The following is a 17640-nucleotide window of genomic DNA, read 5'->3' on the forward strand; positions in this document are numbered from 1 at the left end:
TTAAGTAAGACGCTCGATTAAGAATAATGGCGACCTTTCCACGTGATGGGTAGTCGTCTCCACTTTCGGATGACGGCGTTCCCGAGTAAGGTCAGATAAGCGATTAAGCTGAGTGGATGCAACCATGTACCGGATCCGTGTGATCTCATATCGACAGCAAGTCGGGCGAGGAGTACGAAGAGTGCCGCACTGATTGTTTGCCAACTCGGTGAAACGAGCCATGCGAACATGGCGGTCAACTGGATCCCGTAGTACGTCAAGAAGTACAAGGCAAGCCCTACTGATTCATTCATTCCCTTGAATACGTTTTTTGAAAACCCGCTCCATACTTCTTCATTCGTCTCATACATATCACATGAGATAAACGGGGCGACTTGAACGAGTGATGTCACTTTTCGATGTCGCTTGAACGTCCGACATAAATCGATGTCATCGATTAACGATGATCGGATCGTGGCATGCCCACCAACTTCCTCGTAACTGTTTCGCTCGACGAGTACGTTCATTCCGTTCGCTGCCGCAAATGCTGGATGTTTTACTTTACGCCAAAACAAAGGCAGGTGTTGGGCGATGAGTACGTGTTGCATCGGGATCAACAATTTCCCGAGAAATGTCGTTGTCGGAAATTGGGGGAATCCTGATAGGAAGACAGCCTGCTCGCGACGGAGAGTGGCATGCATGCGGGCAATAAAGCTCGAATCGATCGTGACGTCCGCATCTAAAAAGAGGAGATACGGTTCAGTCGTGCGTGATGCGAGTTGATGACAGGCATGGACTTTGCCGGCCCAGTCATTAGGCAAAGGGACTCCCTGAATGACGGTGAATCGGACATCGTCCCCAATCGCGCGATACAATCTTTCGTATGTATCATCTTCGGAGCGGTCTTCATAAATGTAGACATGAGTATTCTCCGGAATCGCCATTTGTAAATTAGAGATCAATCGGTCGACATGTCGAGACTCATTCCGCATCGGGATGCAGACGGCCGTCGCAGGTGTTTTTCCAGGAGTTGCGAGCGGTCGTAAAAACGCTAGATTGATGAGTGTGAAGAGCAGCATACTGAGGGTCACAATCCAAAGTATCATGATTCCCTCCTCCCGAGTCGGACGAGCGTTTCTGTCCATTCGGCAAGGTTACGCCGCGAACGAAACAGGGCAGTGTAGGCGGTCGAACGTGTGATGACGTCATCTCTGACGTCGTCATACAGCTGTTCAAGTGCCTGCGCAATCTCCTGCTTCTGACCTCTCCGTGTCGACGAGGTTACGTTGTGCTTTCGGAATCGGACATAGACGACGGGTTCCGCGTGGCTTTCGAATGCATAATACATGGCGCATAAATGAATCGGGCGATCATTTAGTAGAAGGGTCGCTCCTGATTCGATTTCGACAGGTCGCTGTTCTTGTGGAACTTCTCGACCTTGAGGATATATCCATACGGATTTGCCTGATGTCAGCAACTCATTCGCGTAGGCGAGGGAAGCTCGTACGTCGGAAAGACTTCCCTTTTTTACTGAGAAGGCGCCGAGGTGACGAAAGAACGGGAAGCGGCGCAAACCGTCCTCGTCCATCAATACATGAATGTCATGTCTCAAAAAATATTCATTCACCATATACATGACGAGCCCATCCCACCACGCACTATGTGTACTCAAAATCAATCCTGGCGTCGGGATATCATCAGTTCGTATATAAATATTGTGGAACGTCGGACGAATCTGACGTTCTCGTACGAATGTTGAGAAGACGTTATTGAACCATCTCTTTTTGTGTGACTCGATCATCGCGACCTCTCCTTTCTAACAGAATGACCCCGGACGTCAACATGCTAAGGAAACCAATCCCATAGAGACCTGCGTTCACGGCTGTGACGCCGAACAAGGCGTGAAGCATGACGAACAAGTACACGCCATGTCGGATGAATAAAGCATCGACGGATCGTTCATGGCGTTGTAACAGCCATGAGAAAATGAGAGAGAGTCCGAACCAGCCGATAAAGTTTTGGGTCGGAATATCATAATACAGCCCATCGTTCGCCCATTCCCAGTAGCCTTTCACGTTAGCCGCCACCGGATCGATCGCCATATCGAGCCATACCGCGAGAATCGGGACGAGCCATAAAATATGGTTACGGAATGTGAAGAGACGGGCCACGGCAAAACTAGAACCGATCACGGCGAGCCACGCCGCACCGATTGTGACAGGGACTCCAAACACCGTCGGACCAAACGCCTCGGCATAGATGTATTCACTGAACGGGAACCCGGTTTTCACGCCGAGCGTCTCGACAGCGATTGAACCAAAGAAAATAAACGGGACAATCCAGGCGCCTTGCCGCACGCCTTGATAGAGAATGGTTCCGCCAATCGCACCGGCGAGCCATAAAAAGACAGGGTTTGCCCACTCTAGCCAAGGCGGAAGCAGGTCGAACCCAACCAAAATTAACCCAATGAAATACCAGACAATAAACCATTTCCAAATAAACGGATACACTTTCATTCCATCACCTCTTCTTTCATTCTAAAGCTCATCGGAGTCTTCGTCTAACAAATGCATGTACGAAAAAAGAGCCTCGTCGAACGAGACTCTTAATTGGCCATCCGTTTCCGTTTTTTCACGAACGAAAAGGCGATGAATAAGACATAGAACGGCACCGCGATAAACCAGAATGTCGGCCACTCTTTCCAACGTGCGAACATCATGTACGTCACGTAGACGAGACTGATCGTGATGATAAAGGAGTGGCGTGGCAATGGCACATCTTTAAAACTCGGGATGCGGACGCGGCTGACCATTAAAAGGGCGAGCCCTGTAAAGAAAATTGGCGTCAATAGTTCGCTGACGCGGTCACCGAACGTCGTGATGACAGCGAGAAGTCCACCAGCGGCCGTGATCGGCACACCAGAGAAGTAACTCGCCGCAACGTTTGTCGCAGACAAGTTGAAACGGGCGAGACGGTATGCACCGAATAGCGGGAACAGTGCCGCAAAAAACAATCCATAATTGCCGTAATCAATGAAAAACGTATAGTAGGCGAGCATCGCTGGTGCGACACCGAACGTGACGATGTCAGCGAGCGAGTCTAGCTCTTTCCCAAAGTCCCCAGCGACTCCGAGCATACGGGCGAGGCGCCCGTCTAAACTGTCGAGCATCATCGCGATGATGATTAACAGTGTGGCGTTTGAAAAGTCACCACGTGCGGCGTAGACGATTGCGACGACCCCACAAAATAAGTTTCCGAACGTAAAGGAGTTTGGGACCCACGAACGGATGCGTTCTTTCCACATAATTATGCCCCCAGTAAGGTCATTGGCTAAACCAGCGACCGTTTGTGAATTGCAGTAAATCTTCTGGCTTCAACTCGAGTTGAAAGCCACGTTTCCCAGCAGAGATGGTGATTGTCTCTTTTTCTTTGGCTGCTTCATGCACATACACCGGAAAAGGTTTCTTCGCTCCGATCGGAGAGACACCCCCTCGGATATACCCGGTCAGAGCTTCGAGCTCTTTCATCGGGACAGGGGCTGCTTTTTTCGCTCCCCAAGCTTTCGCGGCTGCCTTCAAATCGATGTCACGCTCTCCGGAGATGAGAAAGAAGGCGTATTGTTTTTTCTCGTTCATGAGACAAATCGTTTTGTATAGTTCATCGAGCGGTTTCTGCAATGTCATCGCCACGTGTTTGGCGGAGACGTCAGACTCATCGACTTCATACGTATGATAAGTGAACGGAATCTTCTTTTGTTTCAGTTGCCGAGCGGCGTTTGTCAGTTGCATCTGACTCATCCTTTCGTGACCGACTCCTTTTAGAATAGCAAATCAACCAACTGCCCGGCAATTGAACTTCAAAAAACTTTTCAGTAAAGGAAGGAGTTTGACGGAATGACGAAGAAATGAACAGTGATTCATTTTAAAGGGGGAATGAAAGTGGAGACGATTCAATTGACGACACACAATGGGGTAGGGTGGTTAAAACTGAACCGCCCGGAAAAGCTGAACGCCTTGAACGAGACGTTGCTTCGCGAAATGAAAACGGCAATCGATGAATTTGAACAGGACGACGCGGTTCGCGTCATCGTCCTTGTCGGTGAAGGCCGGGCGTTCTCATCTGGGCAAGATTTAACGATTGAGAGCGATGCAGATTACGGGGAATATTTAGAAGATGTGTATCATCCACTCGTGCGGGCGCTTTTCTCGAGCCGTAAACCAATCATCGCGGGGATTCATGGCGTCGTCGCAGGGGCGGGGCTTAGTTTGGCACTTGCGGCAGACGTTCGAATTGTCGCCAAATCGACGAAGTTCAGTTCTGCGTTCATTAAAATCGGTTTGGTCGCGGATGCGGGCGGACCATATCACTTGCGCCGTCTCATGCGAGACGATCTCGCTTTAGATTGGTTATGGAGTGGCAGTACCATCGATTCAGAAGCGGCGCATACGTTCGGACTCGTCACAGAGCTCGTGGAAGATGCGATGTATACGGAACGATTGACGTCATACGCGGAGACGCTTTCTGCAAAATCACCAGTCGCCGTTCAAGGGATGAAGGCGCTCATGCGAGCTGCTTCGTTTGAAGAGGGACTGAGTGAGGAAATCGAATGGCAACGGAAGTGTGGGGACACAGACGTTCACCGCCAGGCGATGCAGGCATTCTTAATGAAATAAAAAAAGCGGCCGCGGCCGCTTTTTTACGTGGTTGTTTTTGCTTCGAACTGGAAGCCTTTTTGTTGCCACGTCCCATATTTCCAACGGCGGAACGCGAAGAAACCGCGGAACCATTCATCAAGAGAGAAGGCGAGCCAAATCCCGAGGATGCCGAGTCCCATTTGAAGACCGAACAAGTAACTGAACGCCACGGCGACGCCCCACATCGAAGCGATTCCGATCATGACCGGGAAACGGACGTCCCCAACGGACTTCAATGACCCCATCAACACGATGTTCATGGCGCGACCCGGTTCTAAAATGAGCGTTGCCCATAAGATTGGCACGCCGACCGCGATAATATCAGGGTTTGAGGTGAACAGCCCAAGTAGCGACTCGCTGAATACCGCCAAACCAAGAGAGGCGACGAACGAGGCGAACATGGCAATTTTCAACGTTTTAACGGCGCGATGATACGCCTCTTTGAAACGTTTGCCTCCGATATCTCGAGCGATCAGGAGTTGCGTCCCTTGTGCGACAGCGACAGTGAACAAGAAAGCGAGCATCGACAAGTTCATCACATATACGCGAGCAGCAAGGGAAGCCTCGCCCATCGTCGCGATGAATCCCGTGATGATGATTTGTGATGCCTGATACGATAAGTTCTCCCCAGCAGAAGGGACGCCGATTTGGAGGAGCGACTGAATGTCGTCTTTCTTCGGACGAATCACTTCTTTTAATGGGAAGCGGATCATAAGCTTCCGTTTGACGAGCCAGAACAACAGAATCATGGCAGCGAATCGTGCAATCACGATGGCCCAGGCGACACCAGCAACACCAGTGACCGGAAGTCCGAACCAGCCGGTAACGGCAAAGATAGCACCGACGGCAGTGATGATATCAATCAACAACGTTGCGAGCATGGCGTGTTTCGTCATACCGTGACTCCGGAGGATTGAGCTGAGCGCCATGATGAGTGCTTCGGTGAATAACGACAAGCCGACAATTTGTAGGAACAACAAACCGTGTGCGAACAATTCGTCCGATAGACCGAATAGGCGTAAGAACGTCTCACCGAACAAGAAGATGACGACGACCATGATTGCACCGAGCCACATATTCAAACTGACAGCAGAGCGGGCGAAGTCCCGACTCTTCTTCATGCGCCCTGCCCCGATGGCCTGACCAATCAAGATGGTCGCGCCGACAGACGTCACACTAAAGACAATCAAGAACACGTTTAAAATTTGGTTGGCGACCCCGACGGCCGAAGCGGCGGCGTCTGAGTAGTGTGCGAGCATCAATGTGGCGATGATCCCGGTTCCCATATGGAGGGCAAGCTCGATGAAAATCGGCCACGACAGTTTGAACAGGGTGAGCTGTTCCGTTTGTTTCGTCTGCATGTAGTGTATTCTCCCTTTTCTCTATAATTCTTTCTGTTAACTATTTGTTTTATAAAAATGTCAAAGGTCATCTTACTCCTTATAAAATGAAAAAGATAGGGGTTTGCTAAATTATTTTCAACAAAAAAATCACCCGAAGAAATCAGGTGATTTTCGAAATTATTTCAATTTCAGAATAGCTGCACTAAATGGTGCCAGTTCGATTTCGAGTGACTCGAGATCGCGGTCGTGTAACAAGTCATAGGCGGCGCCACGATAACCGAGCGGACTTAGTTTCGAAGTGGAGTCCGAGTTGTTGAAGTAGACCAAGTACGTCTCATCTTTCGTGCATCGCTCGATGATGACGGCGTTGTTGGCATCGTCAACCAAGTTGAAACGATACGAGCCAGCGTTCGCGAGCACGGGATGGTCTTTTCGTAGCTGGATAAGCTTTTGGATGTAGCGGAAGAGGTTCCGGTCTTCAACGGATTCGTCCCATGGCATACAGCGACGGCATCCTGGGTCTTGTTCGCCTTCGAGTCCGATTTCGTCTCCGTAGTAAATGCATGGGCTACCAGTATATGTGAGCATCGAGGTCATCAAAAGCTTGAACTTTCCTTTATGACCTTTCGCCCGAGTCAACGCACGTGGTGTGTCGTGTGAGTCAATCAAGTTGAACGTGACTTCGTTGACGTTCATCGTGTTCATCATCTCGACACGCGTCAATTCATTACGGAACTCAGAAGCGGTCGTCCGGTCGAGCGCAAAATAGTTCAAGCTCGCGTTCGTGAACGGGTAGTTCATAACAGCGTCGAACTGGTCACCTTGTAGCCAAGGCTGCGAATCGTGCCAGATTTCCCCGAGGATATAAGCTTCTGGGTTCGCTTGTTTAACTGCCTTGCGGAAGTCACGCCAGAACGCATGGTCGACTTCGTTGGCGACATCAAGACGCCACCCGTCGATCCCGAACTCTTCGACCCAGTAACGGGCAACATCTAATAAGTAAGCTTTTAATTCTGGATGCTCCGTATTAATCTTTGGCATGTTCTTCTCGAACGCGAACGTATCATAGTTCGGCTTCGGTTCTGTGACAACCGGGAAGTCGCGAAGATAGAACCAGTCGCGGTACTCAGAAGACGGACCGTTCTCGACGACATCTTGGAACCACGGGTGATGGTATCCGATATGGTTGAAGACGGCGTCGAGCATCACTTTGATGCCATTGTCGTGTAAGAGGTCGACCATCTCTTTGAACTTCTCTTTCGTCCCGAACTGTGGATCGATTTCCATATAGTCGAGCGTGTCGTACTTATGGTTCGTCGTCGCTTTAAAGATTGGACAGAAATAGACTCCGGTAATGCCGAGCTCGACCAAGTGGTCAATATGGTCGATCACCCCTTGGAAATCGCCGCCGAAGAAGTTGGTGATCGTTGGCTCTGTCGAGTTCCATGGAAGCGTGCCTTCTGGATTGAGTGAAGCATCTCCATTTGCGAAGCGGTCCGGGAAGATTTGATACCAAACCGTATCTTTCACCCAAGAAGGTGCATGGAAGATATCAACGGGATTGATGAACGGGACGCAGAAGTAATAGCCCGTATCATCGAGTGGTTTTTCCTCGAACCATCCTTTTTCGGTATAGACGGCCGTCTCTTGTCCGTCATTCAGACGGAATCCGTAGCGAAGGCGACGGAATGGAGGCTTAACTGCAATAAACCAGTAGTCATAGGCGTCGTCAAAACCGATTTTCTCCATTGGAGTCTCGTATGTACGCCAGTAACTCGGTTTGTCCGGATCAAAGTTCCACATCGCCGGGTCTTCAGAATGCCAATCGTATGGGTCGTTCCAAATCAAATCGACCGATTCGATATCGCCACGCTTCGTATGGAAACGAATGTGGATCGTCTCACGATCATATTTGTAAACGAACGGGGACATGGCACGATGATAAATCGCTTCTTTCATCATAAGGAAAACATTCCTTTCTTTATAGGGGATGACATCATTTTACAACACTGTGAATCAAAGAGAATAGGTGTTGCGAAAACGTTTGCTCAAGCAAAGGTTAATAAAGCGTTTACATTTTGTCAATTGCTGAAACTCATAAAAAGTGAGGAATTAAGAACAAAATTTTATAAATTACATAAATGGGTCAACAGACGTAAAAAAAGTGTAAAAAAAGACTTGTAAAACGCTTTCACAACTGTATAATAAAAATTGAGGTGAGGATGCAAACGTTTTCACTACCATGTCAATTTCGTAGCGGAGTTTTAAAATTGACGTGGTCGTGCGATTGCGCAAATCTGACCATACTATTTCCTTGGGGAGGTTTTTCATCATGAAGATGAAAAAAATGGTAGCAGGACTTTCAACAGCAGTATTCGCATTCGGTGCACTTGCTGCATGTGGTGGCGGAACAGACAACGGATCTTCTAACGAAGGTGGTTCTTCAAGCGAGAACAAACCTGAAAAGATCGTCATCTGGGAAGACATCGAAAAGTCTGAAACAACGAAAGAGGTTGCGAAGGCGTTCGAAGAAGAGCATGGCGTAAAAGTTGAAGTCGTCGAAGTACAGATGACGGATCAAAAAGACAAGCTCGCGCTTGACGGTCCAGCTGGTAAAGGTCCAGACATCGTTCTCGTACCACACGACCAAATCGGTACAATCGCTGACCAAGGTCACTTGACACCGATCGCTGACGAAGGATCACTTGATGCATTCACAGACGCTGCGAAATCAGCTGTCATGTTCGATGGTCAAGCTTACGGATATCCAAAATCAGTTGAGACACCAGTTCTCATGTACAACAAAGACTTGATGTCTGAAGCTCCAGCATCAATGGACGACCTTTACAAGTTGTCGAACGATGTGAAAGCTGATGGTGAGTATGGATTCCTCGCACTTTGGGATAACTTCTACTTCGCTCACGGTGTTGTCGCTGGATTCGGCGGATACGTGTTCAAAGAAGACGGTGGCGCACTCGACCCATCTGACATCGGTTTGAACAACGAAGGCGCAGTTGAAGGATTCGAATACATCGGTAAATGGTACGAAGAAGGCCTCTTCCCTAAAGGATTGATCGGTGAGTCTGGCGGCCAGGCGATGGACCAACTCTTCACTGAGAAGAAAGCTCATTCAGTCATGAACGGACCTTGGGCTGTAGCTGGTTACACAGATGCAGGCGTGAACCTCGGAGCGGCTCCAATGCCAACACTTCCGAACGGTGAGCCAATCAAGACGTTCATGGGTGTGAAAACATATGCCCTTTCAGCTTACACAGAAAACCAAGAGTGGGCTGAAATGTTCCTTCAAGAGTTGACGAATGAAGAAAACGCATTGGCAATGTTTGAAGCGTACAACGAGATCCCACCAGTAGCAGCACTCGAGTCGAACGAGACAATCACGTCGAACGAAGTTGCGAAAGCGGTATTCGATCAAGCAACAAACGCAATCCCAATGCCGAACATTCCTGAAATGGGACAAGTTTGGGAGCCAATGGCACAAGCACTTCAGCTTGTAGCGACTGGTAAACAAGATGCACAAAAATCTGCAGACGATGCAGTAAAAGTCATCGAACAACAAATCCAAGCAAACAACCAATAAGGAATTGAAATGACGGGGTGCGCCATATGGCGTTCCCCCTCATTTTCTAGCATTGAGCAAACGTTTGCTTGATTGATTTGCTCAAATCGAAAGGAGAAACTGAGGATGGCTGCAATTGCGAACCCTAAAACACCGGACCAACGCCCGGACAAGCCTACAAACCATGCTCGGAACGCGGGACTACTTTCCATCATTCCGGGACTCGGACAGTTATACAATAAACAATACGCGAAAGCGGTAGCGTTCTTTATCGTCGTCGTATCATATTTTGCCGTAAACTATGATCTATTTTTCAAAGGGGCGGGCGCCGGACCAGGTGACCGTGGAGGACTTTGGGGATTGATCACGCTTGGTGAAGTGCCAGGACCTCGTAACGACCACTCCATCTTCTTGATGGTCGAGGGGATTGTCGCGTTAATTTTACTTTTCTTCGGAATCGCGTTCTATGTTTGGAACATTCGTGACGCCTATCGTGTCGGTCGCGCTCGTGATCAGCATCTAAACCTTCCATCGTTCCAAATGCAACTTCGCAACTTGCGTGACCATGGATTCCCATACTTAATGTTAATCCCATCACTCATTTTGTTAGTGTTTACAGTTATTCTTCCATTGATCTTCACGTTCTTGATCGCCTTCACGAACTATCGCTACAACAACGCACCACCAGCGAAACTCGTCGAATGGGTCGGATTCGAGAACTTCACGCGTATTTTTGAAATCGATATCTTCCGTGACACGTTCGTCGGGGTACTCGGCTGGACGCTTGTCTGGACGGTCGCTTCAACGACAGGGGTCATCGCAATCGGGATCTTCCTTGCGGTGCTCTTGAACCAAGAGGGTCTACGTTTCCGTCGCTTGTTCCGCTCAATCTTAATTTTGTCTTGGGCAGTTCCGGCGTTCATCACGATCTTGATCTTCCGTTCGATGTTCAACGAATCGTTCGGGGTGTTCAATACGACGATCTTACCGGCACTCGGTCTTGACCCAGTCAACTGGATGACCGATCCGACAGCAACACGAACAGCACTCGTTCTCATTCAATGGTGGCTCGGATTCCCGTTCATCATGACGCTCATGACAGGGGTCCTTCAATCGATTCCTGGTGACTTATATGAAGCAGCGACGATTGACGGAGCAACCATCTTTGATAAGTTCCGCTTGATCACATTGCCGATGCTCTTGTTCGCAACAGCACCGATCTTGATCACGCAGTTCACGTTCAACTTCAACAACTTTAACATCATCTATCTCTTTAATGGCGGTGGCCCTGCTGTACCTGGACAAACGGCCGGCGGTACCGACATCTTGATTTCTTGGATTTACAAATTGTCTCTCGGTGCCAACCCGCAATACGGACTTGCGGCTGCGATCACACTTATCTTGTCATTCTTCATCATGACGCTTGCCGTGATCCAATTCCGTCGGACAAAATCTTTCAAAGACGAGGATATGATCTGATATGAAAAAACAAAAACGAATCAATTTGGCGATCTCGTATGTCATCTTGACGCTTGCGTCGATCATCATTCTCTATCCGATGCTTTGGGTTGTCGGTACATCGTTCAACCCAGGGCGTACGATCACGTCAACGATTATTCCATCGAACCCGACGTTTGTTCACTATAAAAACTTGTTCGACCTAACAATTTCGGATTATAGTTTATGGTATGTGAACACGTTGAAAATCGCTTTCATCACGATGGCACTCTCTGTCGTCTTGGTGACGATTACTGGTTACGTCTTCTCACGCTATCGTTTCGTCGGACGTAAGAACTCACTCGTCTTGTTCCTCGTCCTTCAAATGGTGCCACAGTTCGTTGCGATCATCGCGATTTATGTATTGCTCAACATGCTCGGCCTTCTTGACACACATACAGCGCTCATCTTGCTCTACGCAGGTGGTGCGATTCCGATGAACACGTACTTGGCGAAAGGGTACTTCGACACGATTCCTAAAGAACTTGACGAAGCTGCTCGAATGGATGGTGCAGGTCACCTCCGAATCTTCTGGCAAATCATTTTGCCACTTGCGAAGCCGATTGTCGCAACGATTGCTCTCTTTAACTTCATGGGACCATTCAACGACTTTATCTTGGCATCGCTCGTCCTTCGTTCACCAGAGAAACAAACATTGGCAGTTGGTCTTTACAACATGATTTCGAAACAGTTCGATAACAACTTCACGTTGTTCGCGGCAGGTGCGGTTCTTTCAGCCCTTCCGATCGTCATCTTGTTCTTCATGTTCCAACGCTACTTCGTTTCTGGCCTTACAGCGGGTGGTACGAAAGGATAATACTCGTAAAAGGAGGAAGCGATATGAGGCGAGGCGTCGTGCTCGTGCTCCTGTCGCTTCTTTTGTTTCCGACCGTCGTCGGTGCAAAGGAAGCTGCTACTTGGGAACAAGAACGCATGTATTTTATTATGGTCGACCGATTTGTTGACGGAAATCCGGATAACAATGAGCAGGTCGACAAAGATGACCCGAAAGCATTTCATGGCGGAGACATCCGTGGGGTCATCGAGAAGCTCGATTATATCGAGTCACTCGGATTCACATCGATTTGGTTGACACCTGTTTTTGAAAATATGCCAGACGGCTATCACGGGTATTGGATTAAAGATTTTTATAACATCGACCCGCAATTCGGGACGAAAGAGGATTTGCAGGAACTCGTCGACGAGGCACACAAACGAGACATGAAAGTTATTCTCGACTTCGTCGTCAACCACGTCGGTCCAAACCATCCGTGGGTGGAAGAAAAGCCGGAATGGTTCCATGAACAGCTGCCGATCGTATTCTGGAAAGATCAAGAACAGGTCGAGACGCATTGGTTGTTCGATTTACCGGACTTCAAAACAGAAGACCCGGAAGTCAAATCGTATTTGATTGATGCGGCAAAGTATTGGATTGAAGAAACCGATATCGATGGCTATCGCCTCGACACAGTCCGTCACGTCGATAAGGCGTTCTGGAAAGACTTTGTCGAAGGTGTTCGGTCGGTCGATCCGGACTTTTACTTACTCGCCGAAGTGTTTGACCCGGACCCACAATACGTCGCGCAGTATGACGACCTCGGGTTCAACAGTATCACGAACTTTACATTTTATGATCGTGTCTCGAAAACGATGACGCAACAGCAGGCGAACGTTGATGAAATCGATGTTGCCGCAAGCTATGCCGAAACGTTCTTCAACGACCCGAACCAGATGGCGACGTTCCTCGATAACCATGATGTCGAACGGTTCATGCATATGGCCGAACTCGGTGGTGTGGAATCAGCGGAACGACGGTTACGCCTCGGGTTGTTCGCGCTTTATGCGTCACCGGGTATGCCGATCGTTTTCCAGGGAACAGAGAATGCTCAGACGGGCGGGGCCGATCCTGCGAACCGAGTGATGACTGAATTCCCGGGAAATGAAGAGTTACATGAATACGTCGCAACGATGAACCGCATGCGTGAGGAGTACCCGGTCTTTGCGACAGGTGAACAGCGCATGATTGCATCGGAAGACGGGATGGCCGTCTTTGAGCGTAAAGACGGAGATGACGTCGCATTATATGCGATCAACATGAACAGTGAGGATCGAGAGATTGAGATCGAGGTCAGTGAAATCGGGGAAGATACAAGACTTCGCGGTCTATTATTCTCACAACTGGTCACAGATCAACGCGGAACGTTTACAATTGAACTATCTGGTGAAAGTGCGAACGCTTACATCGTCGAGGAATCATCGGTAAATCCGTGGATGATGGGCTTACTCGTTGTCACGATTCCGATTTTCTTGACAGGTTTGGTCATGTGGAAGCGCCGCAAATAAAGATATGAATGGCCGAAAGGCACGAATTGAATTCACGGAAGCAGGGGGGAACACCATGCAAATCACAATTAAAGATGTTGCGAAGCATGCGAACGTCGCGCCGTCGACGGTATCTCGCGTCATCGCCAACAGCCCAAGAATCAGTCAAAAGACAAAAGAACGGGTCAGAAGCTCGATGGAAGAGCTCGGTTATCATCCAAACATTCATGCGAGAAGTCTCGCCAACCGCTCGACACAGTCGATTGGTCTCGTCATGCCGAGCGCGGCGACAAAGACTCTCCAAAACCCATTCTTCCCAGAAGTGCTACGAGGAATCAGCACGAAAGCGCACCAAAATGGTTATTCACTCTATATGACGACCGGTGTGACAGAGGAAGAAGTGTTGTCGGGTGTCATCGAGATGGTACAAGGACGCCGCGTCGACGGTGTCATCGTCCTCTATTCACGTGAAGACGACCAAGTCGTCCAATACTTACGACAAACGAAGTTTCCGTTCGTCGTGGTCGGGAAGCCGTTCGGGGACGCTTCTTCGATTACGTACGTCGATACGGACAACTATTTGGCAGGTCGTGAAGTGACGAAGCACCTCTATAATCTAGGTCACCGTCGCATTGCCTTCATCGGGGGATCGGACAAACTCGCTGTGACGCAAGATCGCCGTAACGGATACGCGACGGCTCTCATGGAGGCTGGCATTCCAGTAAGTGAAGACTATATCGCACGGGCTGAATTCATGACAAAAGGCGGGGCGAAGGCCGTTCGTGAGTTGCTTCAAAATGAAGAGCCGCCAACCGCGGTCGTCGTCAGTGATGACATGATGGCACTCGGTGTCATCAGTACATTGAGTGAGATGGGGCTCAAAATCCCAGAGGACGTAGCCGTCGTCAGTTTTAACAACGTCTATATCGCGGAGCACTCGAACCCGCCACTCACATCGGTCGAAATCAACATTTTCGGTCTCGGTTTTGAGGCGACGAACTGCTTGATTGAACAAATCAGCGATAATGCGCCACCTTACGGGAAGCGCGTCATCGTCCCGCACTATTTGGTCGTCCGCCAATCGTGTGGCCAGAAGAAGAGCAAGGTAACCGAGACATTAGAATCGAATTCCTGATTGTTGAGACGATCTCGCGAGAGCGAGGTCGTTTTTTGCATATCCGATTGATTGAATCATTTTGAAGTGGGGAACATCACTCACGAATGGATAAATCGAAAGGATGGATTGAGATGAGTCAGAGACGATTTGTTGGAACATATGATACGAAAGAAAGTTTGCTTTCTAAAATTAACGAACTGAATGAAAATGGCTACGATGAAGGAGAATTATATGTCGTGACCGAACAAGAAGACGCTGTCCACGTGCTCAAACGGGAGACGAACGTAAGCGTGGAAAACGGTGACACGTCTTGGTTAGACAACCTTCAAAACGATACACAAGGTAAAGATATGAAACAAGCGCTGAGTGACTTAGGCATTTCAGATGATGAGGTGAATCAGGCACACGAACAGATTAAACAAGGTGGATATGCGCTCGTGATCGATGAACCAGATACGGGGTTCAATGATGGTCGGAGCGCTCTATTCGAAGGTCATGAGGCGAATGCGGCGTTCGGTGAGGGCGAAAAAAAGCATAAGTGAAGTTTGGATGAGACTGACTCTGCAAGAGGCAGTCTTTTTTGTCTAAAAATGTGACGAAAAAAAGAAAGAAAAAGTTTTATGCAAACGATTGCATTCTTTCTTCAGTTGTGTAAAATGAAAGGTGAGATTAAATACAGCGCTTTCATAGACAAACGGTTGCACGAACTTGTTGTCCGTCGAAGGTAGCCTTGTAGAGAAAAAGGAGTGGCAGACAGATGAAACGATTGTTTGCAGTCGATGAATGGAAAGTAACAGAAGAAGGTCTTCACCCGAAAGAAAACCGTCTTGCTGAATCGATCACATCGCTCGGTAACGGGCACATGGGGATGCGAGGTAATTTTGAGGAAGATTACTCGAATGATACGCACCAAGGATTCTATGTGGCGGGCGTCTATTACCCAGACAAAACACGTGTCGGTTGGTGGAAGAACGGATATCCTGAATACTTTGCCAAAGTATTGAATGCGACAAACGTCATCGGTCTACGTGTCGTCATCAACGGTACACCGGTCGATTTGGCGAAATGGGACGTGAAAGATTTTACACGTGAATTGGATATGCAGCGTGGTATCCTCACACGGACGTTCACATTGATGAATGGTACAGAAGAGACAAAAGTAGAGGTCGTCCGTTTCTTCTCGATCGTTGACAAAGAAGTGTTGGCGATTCGTTACAATGTCACACCGGTGAACTATGAAGCGGAAATCGAATTCACTCCGTACTTAGACGGCGATGTCGTCAACGAAGATTCAAACTATGATGAGAAGTTCTGGCTCCCGGTTGACAGTGGCATCGAAGAACGATTTGGTTTCGTGACAACGAAAACGAAAAAACTCGATTGGCACGTCACGGCGTCGATGATTGCCGATGTAGAAGGTGCTCGTTGCGAAGTACTCGAAGCGACAGACCTCTTCGTAGCGAACAAATTCACGGTCAGTGCGACTGCCGGCGAAACAGCGACAGCCTATAAATATGTATCTGTCGTGACGAACCGCGACCACGCCATTGACGACCTTCAGTCTGCAGGGATGACACGAGTCGAAGCGGCATTTGAGAAAGGCTTCGAGACGCTTCTCGCTGAACAAACGGAAGCATGGCTCGCACGCTGGGAAGATGCGGACGTTCGAATCGATGGAGATATCGAAGCGCAACAAGGGATTCGTTTCAACATCTTCAACATGTACCAAACGTACACGGGCGAAGATTCACGCCTCAACATCGGACCGAAAGGGTTCACGGGCGAGAAATATGGTGGTGCGACGTATTGGGATACAGAAGCATACTGCCTCCACTTCTATTTGGCGACGACCAAACCAGAGGTCTCATGGAACTTGCTCAAATACCGTCACAACCAGTTACCACAGGCAAAAGAAAATGCTGTGAAGAATGTCGGTATGGAAGGTGCGCTTTACCCGATGGTCACGATGAACGGGGAAGAGTGCCACAACGAGTGGGAAATCACGCATGAAGAGATTCACCGTAATGGTGCGATTGCCCATGCCATCTTCAACTACACGAACTTCACAGGCGACAAGTCGTACCTTGGACAATACGGGCTTGAAGTATTGGTCGAGATCTCGCGTTACTGGGCTAGCCGCGTCAACTTTGTACCACACAAAGACGTGTATATGATCCTAGGCGTCACAGGTCCGAACGAATACGACAACAACGTGAACAACAACTGGTACACGAACTTGATTGCTGCGTGGACGCTCGAATATACGCAAGAAGTGTACAACTACTTGAAAGAAGCGGAGCCTGCACGTCTCGAAGAGCTCGTGTCGACACTCGGCATCACGGACTCTGAACTCGCGAAGTGGGCAGATATCCAGACGAAGATGTACTATCCAAAAGATGACCTCGTGCCAGATGTCTTTATGCAACAGGATGGCTTCATGGATAAAGAGCAAATCTTAGTGAAGGATCTCGATCCGAAACATCTTCCACTTAACCAAAACTGGTCGTGGGATCGTATTCTCCGCTCGAACTTCATCAAACAAGCGGACGTACTTCAAGGACTCTACACGTTCGGTGATCGCTTCACCATCGAGCAGAAACGTGCGAACTTTGATTTCTATGAGCCACGCACGGTTCATGAGTCGAGCTTGTCACCATGTGTCTATTCAATCATTGCGGCAGAAGTCGGTTATGAGGACAAGGCGGTCGAATTGTATCAACGTTCGGCACGACTCGACCTCGACAACTACAACAACGATACAGAAGACGGCTTGCACATCACATCGATGGTCGGCTCATGGATGTCAATTGTTCACGGGTTCGCGGGTATGCGCATTCAAGAGGATAACCTCTCGTTCAGCCCGATGATTCCGAAGGACTGGAACGGCTACTCGTTCAACATGCTCTGGCGTGGTCATCACTTGACGGTCACATCATCGCGTGAACAAGTGACGATCAAACAAACAGGTGGTACAGATGTAACACTTCATGTGTATGGAAATGCAGTAACGGTTCCTGCAAATGAATCGATTACAATCGAAACAGTGAAAGCGTGACCAATTGCTTCGTACGAACAAGCCGACCTCAGTCGGCTTGTTTTCGTATGAAAAAC

The 17640-nt window shown here is 48.7% G+C and carries 15 protein-coding genes; 8 read left to right on the forward strand and 7 right to left on the reverse strand.

All coding sequences use genetic code 11. The features are described 5' to 3' along the window. Window positions 1-17: 17 nt before the first annotated feature. From KNO75_RS00420 to ybaK, 5 genes are all read right to left on the reverse strand, one after another. Window positions 18-1085 carry a glycosyltransferase family 2 protein gene (locus tag KNO75_RS00420; RefSeq protein ID WP_214819239.1) on the reverse strand — a complete coding sequence of 356 codons (1068 nt, stop codon included), beginning with the start codon at window positions 1083-1085 and terminating at the stop codon, window positions 18-20. Then, window positions 1082-1780 carry a lysophospholipid acyltransferase family protein gene (locus KNO75_RS00425; RefSeq protein WP_214789650.1) on the reverse strand — a complete coding sequence of 233 codons (699 nt, stop codon included), beginning with the start codon at window positions 1778-1780 and terminating at the stop codon, window positions 1082-1084. Before KNO75_RS00425 ends, KNO75_RS00420 begins: the two co-directional genes overlap by 4 nt. Further along, a complete protein-coding gene (locus tag KNO75_RS00430) occupies window positions 1746-2495 on the reverse strand; it encodes a carotenoid biosynthesis protein (protein WP_214794483.1) in 750 nt (249 codons plus the stop codon). Before KNO75_RS00430 ends, KNO75_RS00425 begins: the two co-directional genes overlap by 35 nt. A gap of 89 nt (window positions 2496-2584) precedes the next feature. After that, a complete protein-coding gene (gene pssA, locus KNO75_RS00435; protein WP_214789647.1) occupies window positions 2585-3283 on the reverse strand; it encodes a CDP-diacylglycerol--serine O-phosphatidyltransferase in 699 nt (232 codons plus the stop codon). 19 nt (window positions 3284-3302) lie between these two features. Continuing rightward, on the reverse strand, window positions 3303-3767 hold the full coding sequence (gene ybaK / locus KNO75_RS00440; protein ID WP_214815553.1) for a Cys-tRNA(Pro) deacylase: 465 nt from the start codon (window positions 3765-3767) through the stop codon (window positions 3303-3305). 144 nt (window positions 3768-3911) lie between these two features. On the opposite strand from ybaK, the gene KNO75_RS00445 reads away from it, so the two are divergent. Further along, window positions 3912-4652: an enoyl-CoA hydratase/isomerase family protein gene (locus KNO75_RS00445; protein ID WP_251126093.1), complete on the forward strand. Its 741-nt coding sequence runs from the start codon at window positions 3912-3914 to the stop codon at window positions 4650-4652. Between the two features lie 23 nt (window positions 4653-4675). On the opposite strand, the gene KNO75_RS00450 is transcribed toward KNO75_RS00445, so the two are convergent. Continuing rightward, complete coding sequence (locus tag KNO75_RS00450) at window positions 4676-6034, reverse strand: MATE family efflux transporter (protein ID WP_214819243.1); 1359 nt, start codon at window positions 6032-6034, stop codon at window positions 4676-4678. Between the two features lie 159 nt (window positions 6035-6193). Beyond that, window positions 6194-7978 carry a glycoside hydrolase family 13 protein gene (locus KNO75_RS00455; RefSeq protein WP_214819245.1) on the reverse strand — a complete coding sequence of 595 codons (1785 nt, stop codon included), beginning with the start codon at window positions 7976-7978 and terminating at the stop codon, window positions 6194-6196. Window positions 7979-8348: 370 nt separating this feature from the next. Here KNO75_RS00455 and KNO75_RS00460 point away from each other — a divergent pair, with 370 nt between their 5' ends. The 7 genes from KNO75_RS00460 (at window position 8349) to KNO75_RS00490 (ending at window position 17584) form a co-directional block, all read left to right on the forward strand. Next, window positions 8349-9614, forward strand: a complete 1266-nt coding sequence (locus tag KNO75_RS00460; RefSeq protein WP_214819247.1) for an extracellular solute-binding protein — start codon at window positions 8349-8351, stop codon at window positions 9612-9614. Between the two features lie 105 nt (window positions 9615-9719). Beyond that, window positions 9720-11072: a sugar ABC transporter permease gene (locus KNO75_RS00465; protein WP_074032667.1), complete on the forward strand. Its 1353-nt coding sequence runs from the start codon at window positions 9720-9722 to the stop codon at window positions 11070-11072. Window position 11073: 1 nt separating this feature from the next. Further along, window positions 11074-11907, forward strand: a complete 834-nt coding sequence (locus tag KNO75_RS00470; RefSeq protein ID WP_214789634.1) for a sugar ABC transporter permease — start codon at window positions 11074-11076, stop codon at window positions 11905-11907. A 23-nt stretch (window positions 11908-11930) separates the two neighbouring features. Further along, complete coding sequence (locus tag KNO75_RS00475; RefSeq protein ID WP_214789632.1) at window positions 11931-13433, forward strand: alpha-amylase family glycosyl hydrolase; 1503 nt, start codon at window positions 11931-11933, stop codon at window positions 13431-13433. Window positions 13434-13488: 55 nt separating this feature from the next. Then, on the forward strand, window positions 13489-14547 hold the full coding sequence (locus KNO75_RS00480) for a LacI family DNA-binding transcriptional regulator (protein WP_214789630.1): 1059 nt from the start codon (window positions 13489-13491) through the stop codon (window positions 14545-14547). A gap of 113 nt (window positions 14548-14660) precedes the next feature. Then, window positions 14661-15071: a YflT domain-containing protein gene (locus KNO75_RS00485; RefSeq protein WP_214819249.1), complete on the forward strand. Its 411-nt coding sequence runs from the start codon at window positions 14661-14663 to the stop codon at window positions 15069-15071. 215 nt (window positions 15072-15286) lie between these two features. Beyond that, entirely contained in the window at window positions 15287-17584 is a 2298-nt protein-coding gene (locus tag KNO75_RS00490; RefSeq protein ID WP_214819251.1) for a glycoside hydrolase family 65 protein, read from the forward strand. The last annotated feature ends 56 nt before the right edge of the window (window positions 17585-17640 follow it).

The sequence above is a fragment of the Exiguobacterium sp. s35 genome, from assembly GCF_018617535.1.
GTDB lineage: Bacteria > Bacillota > Bacilli > Exiguobacteriales > Exiguobacteriaceae > Exiguobacterium > Exiguobacterium aestuarii.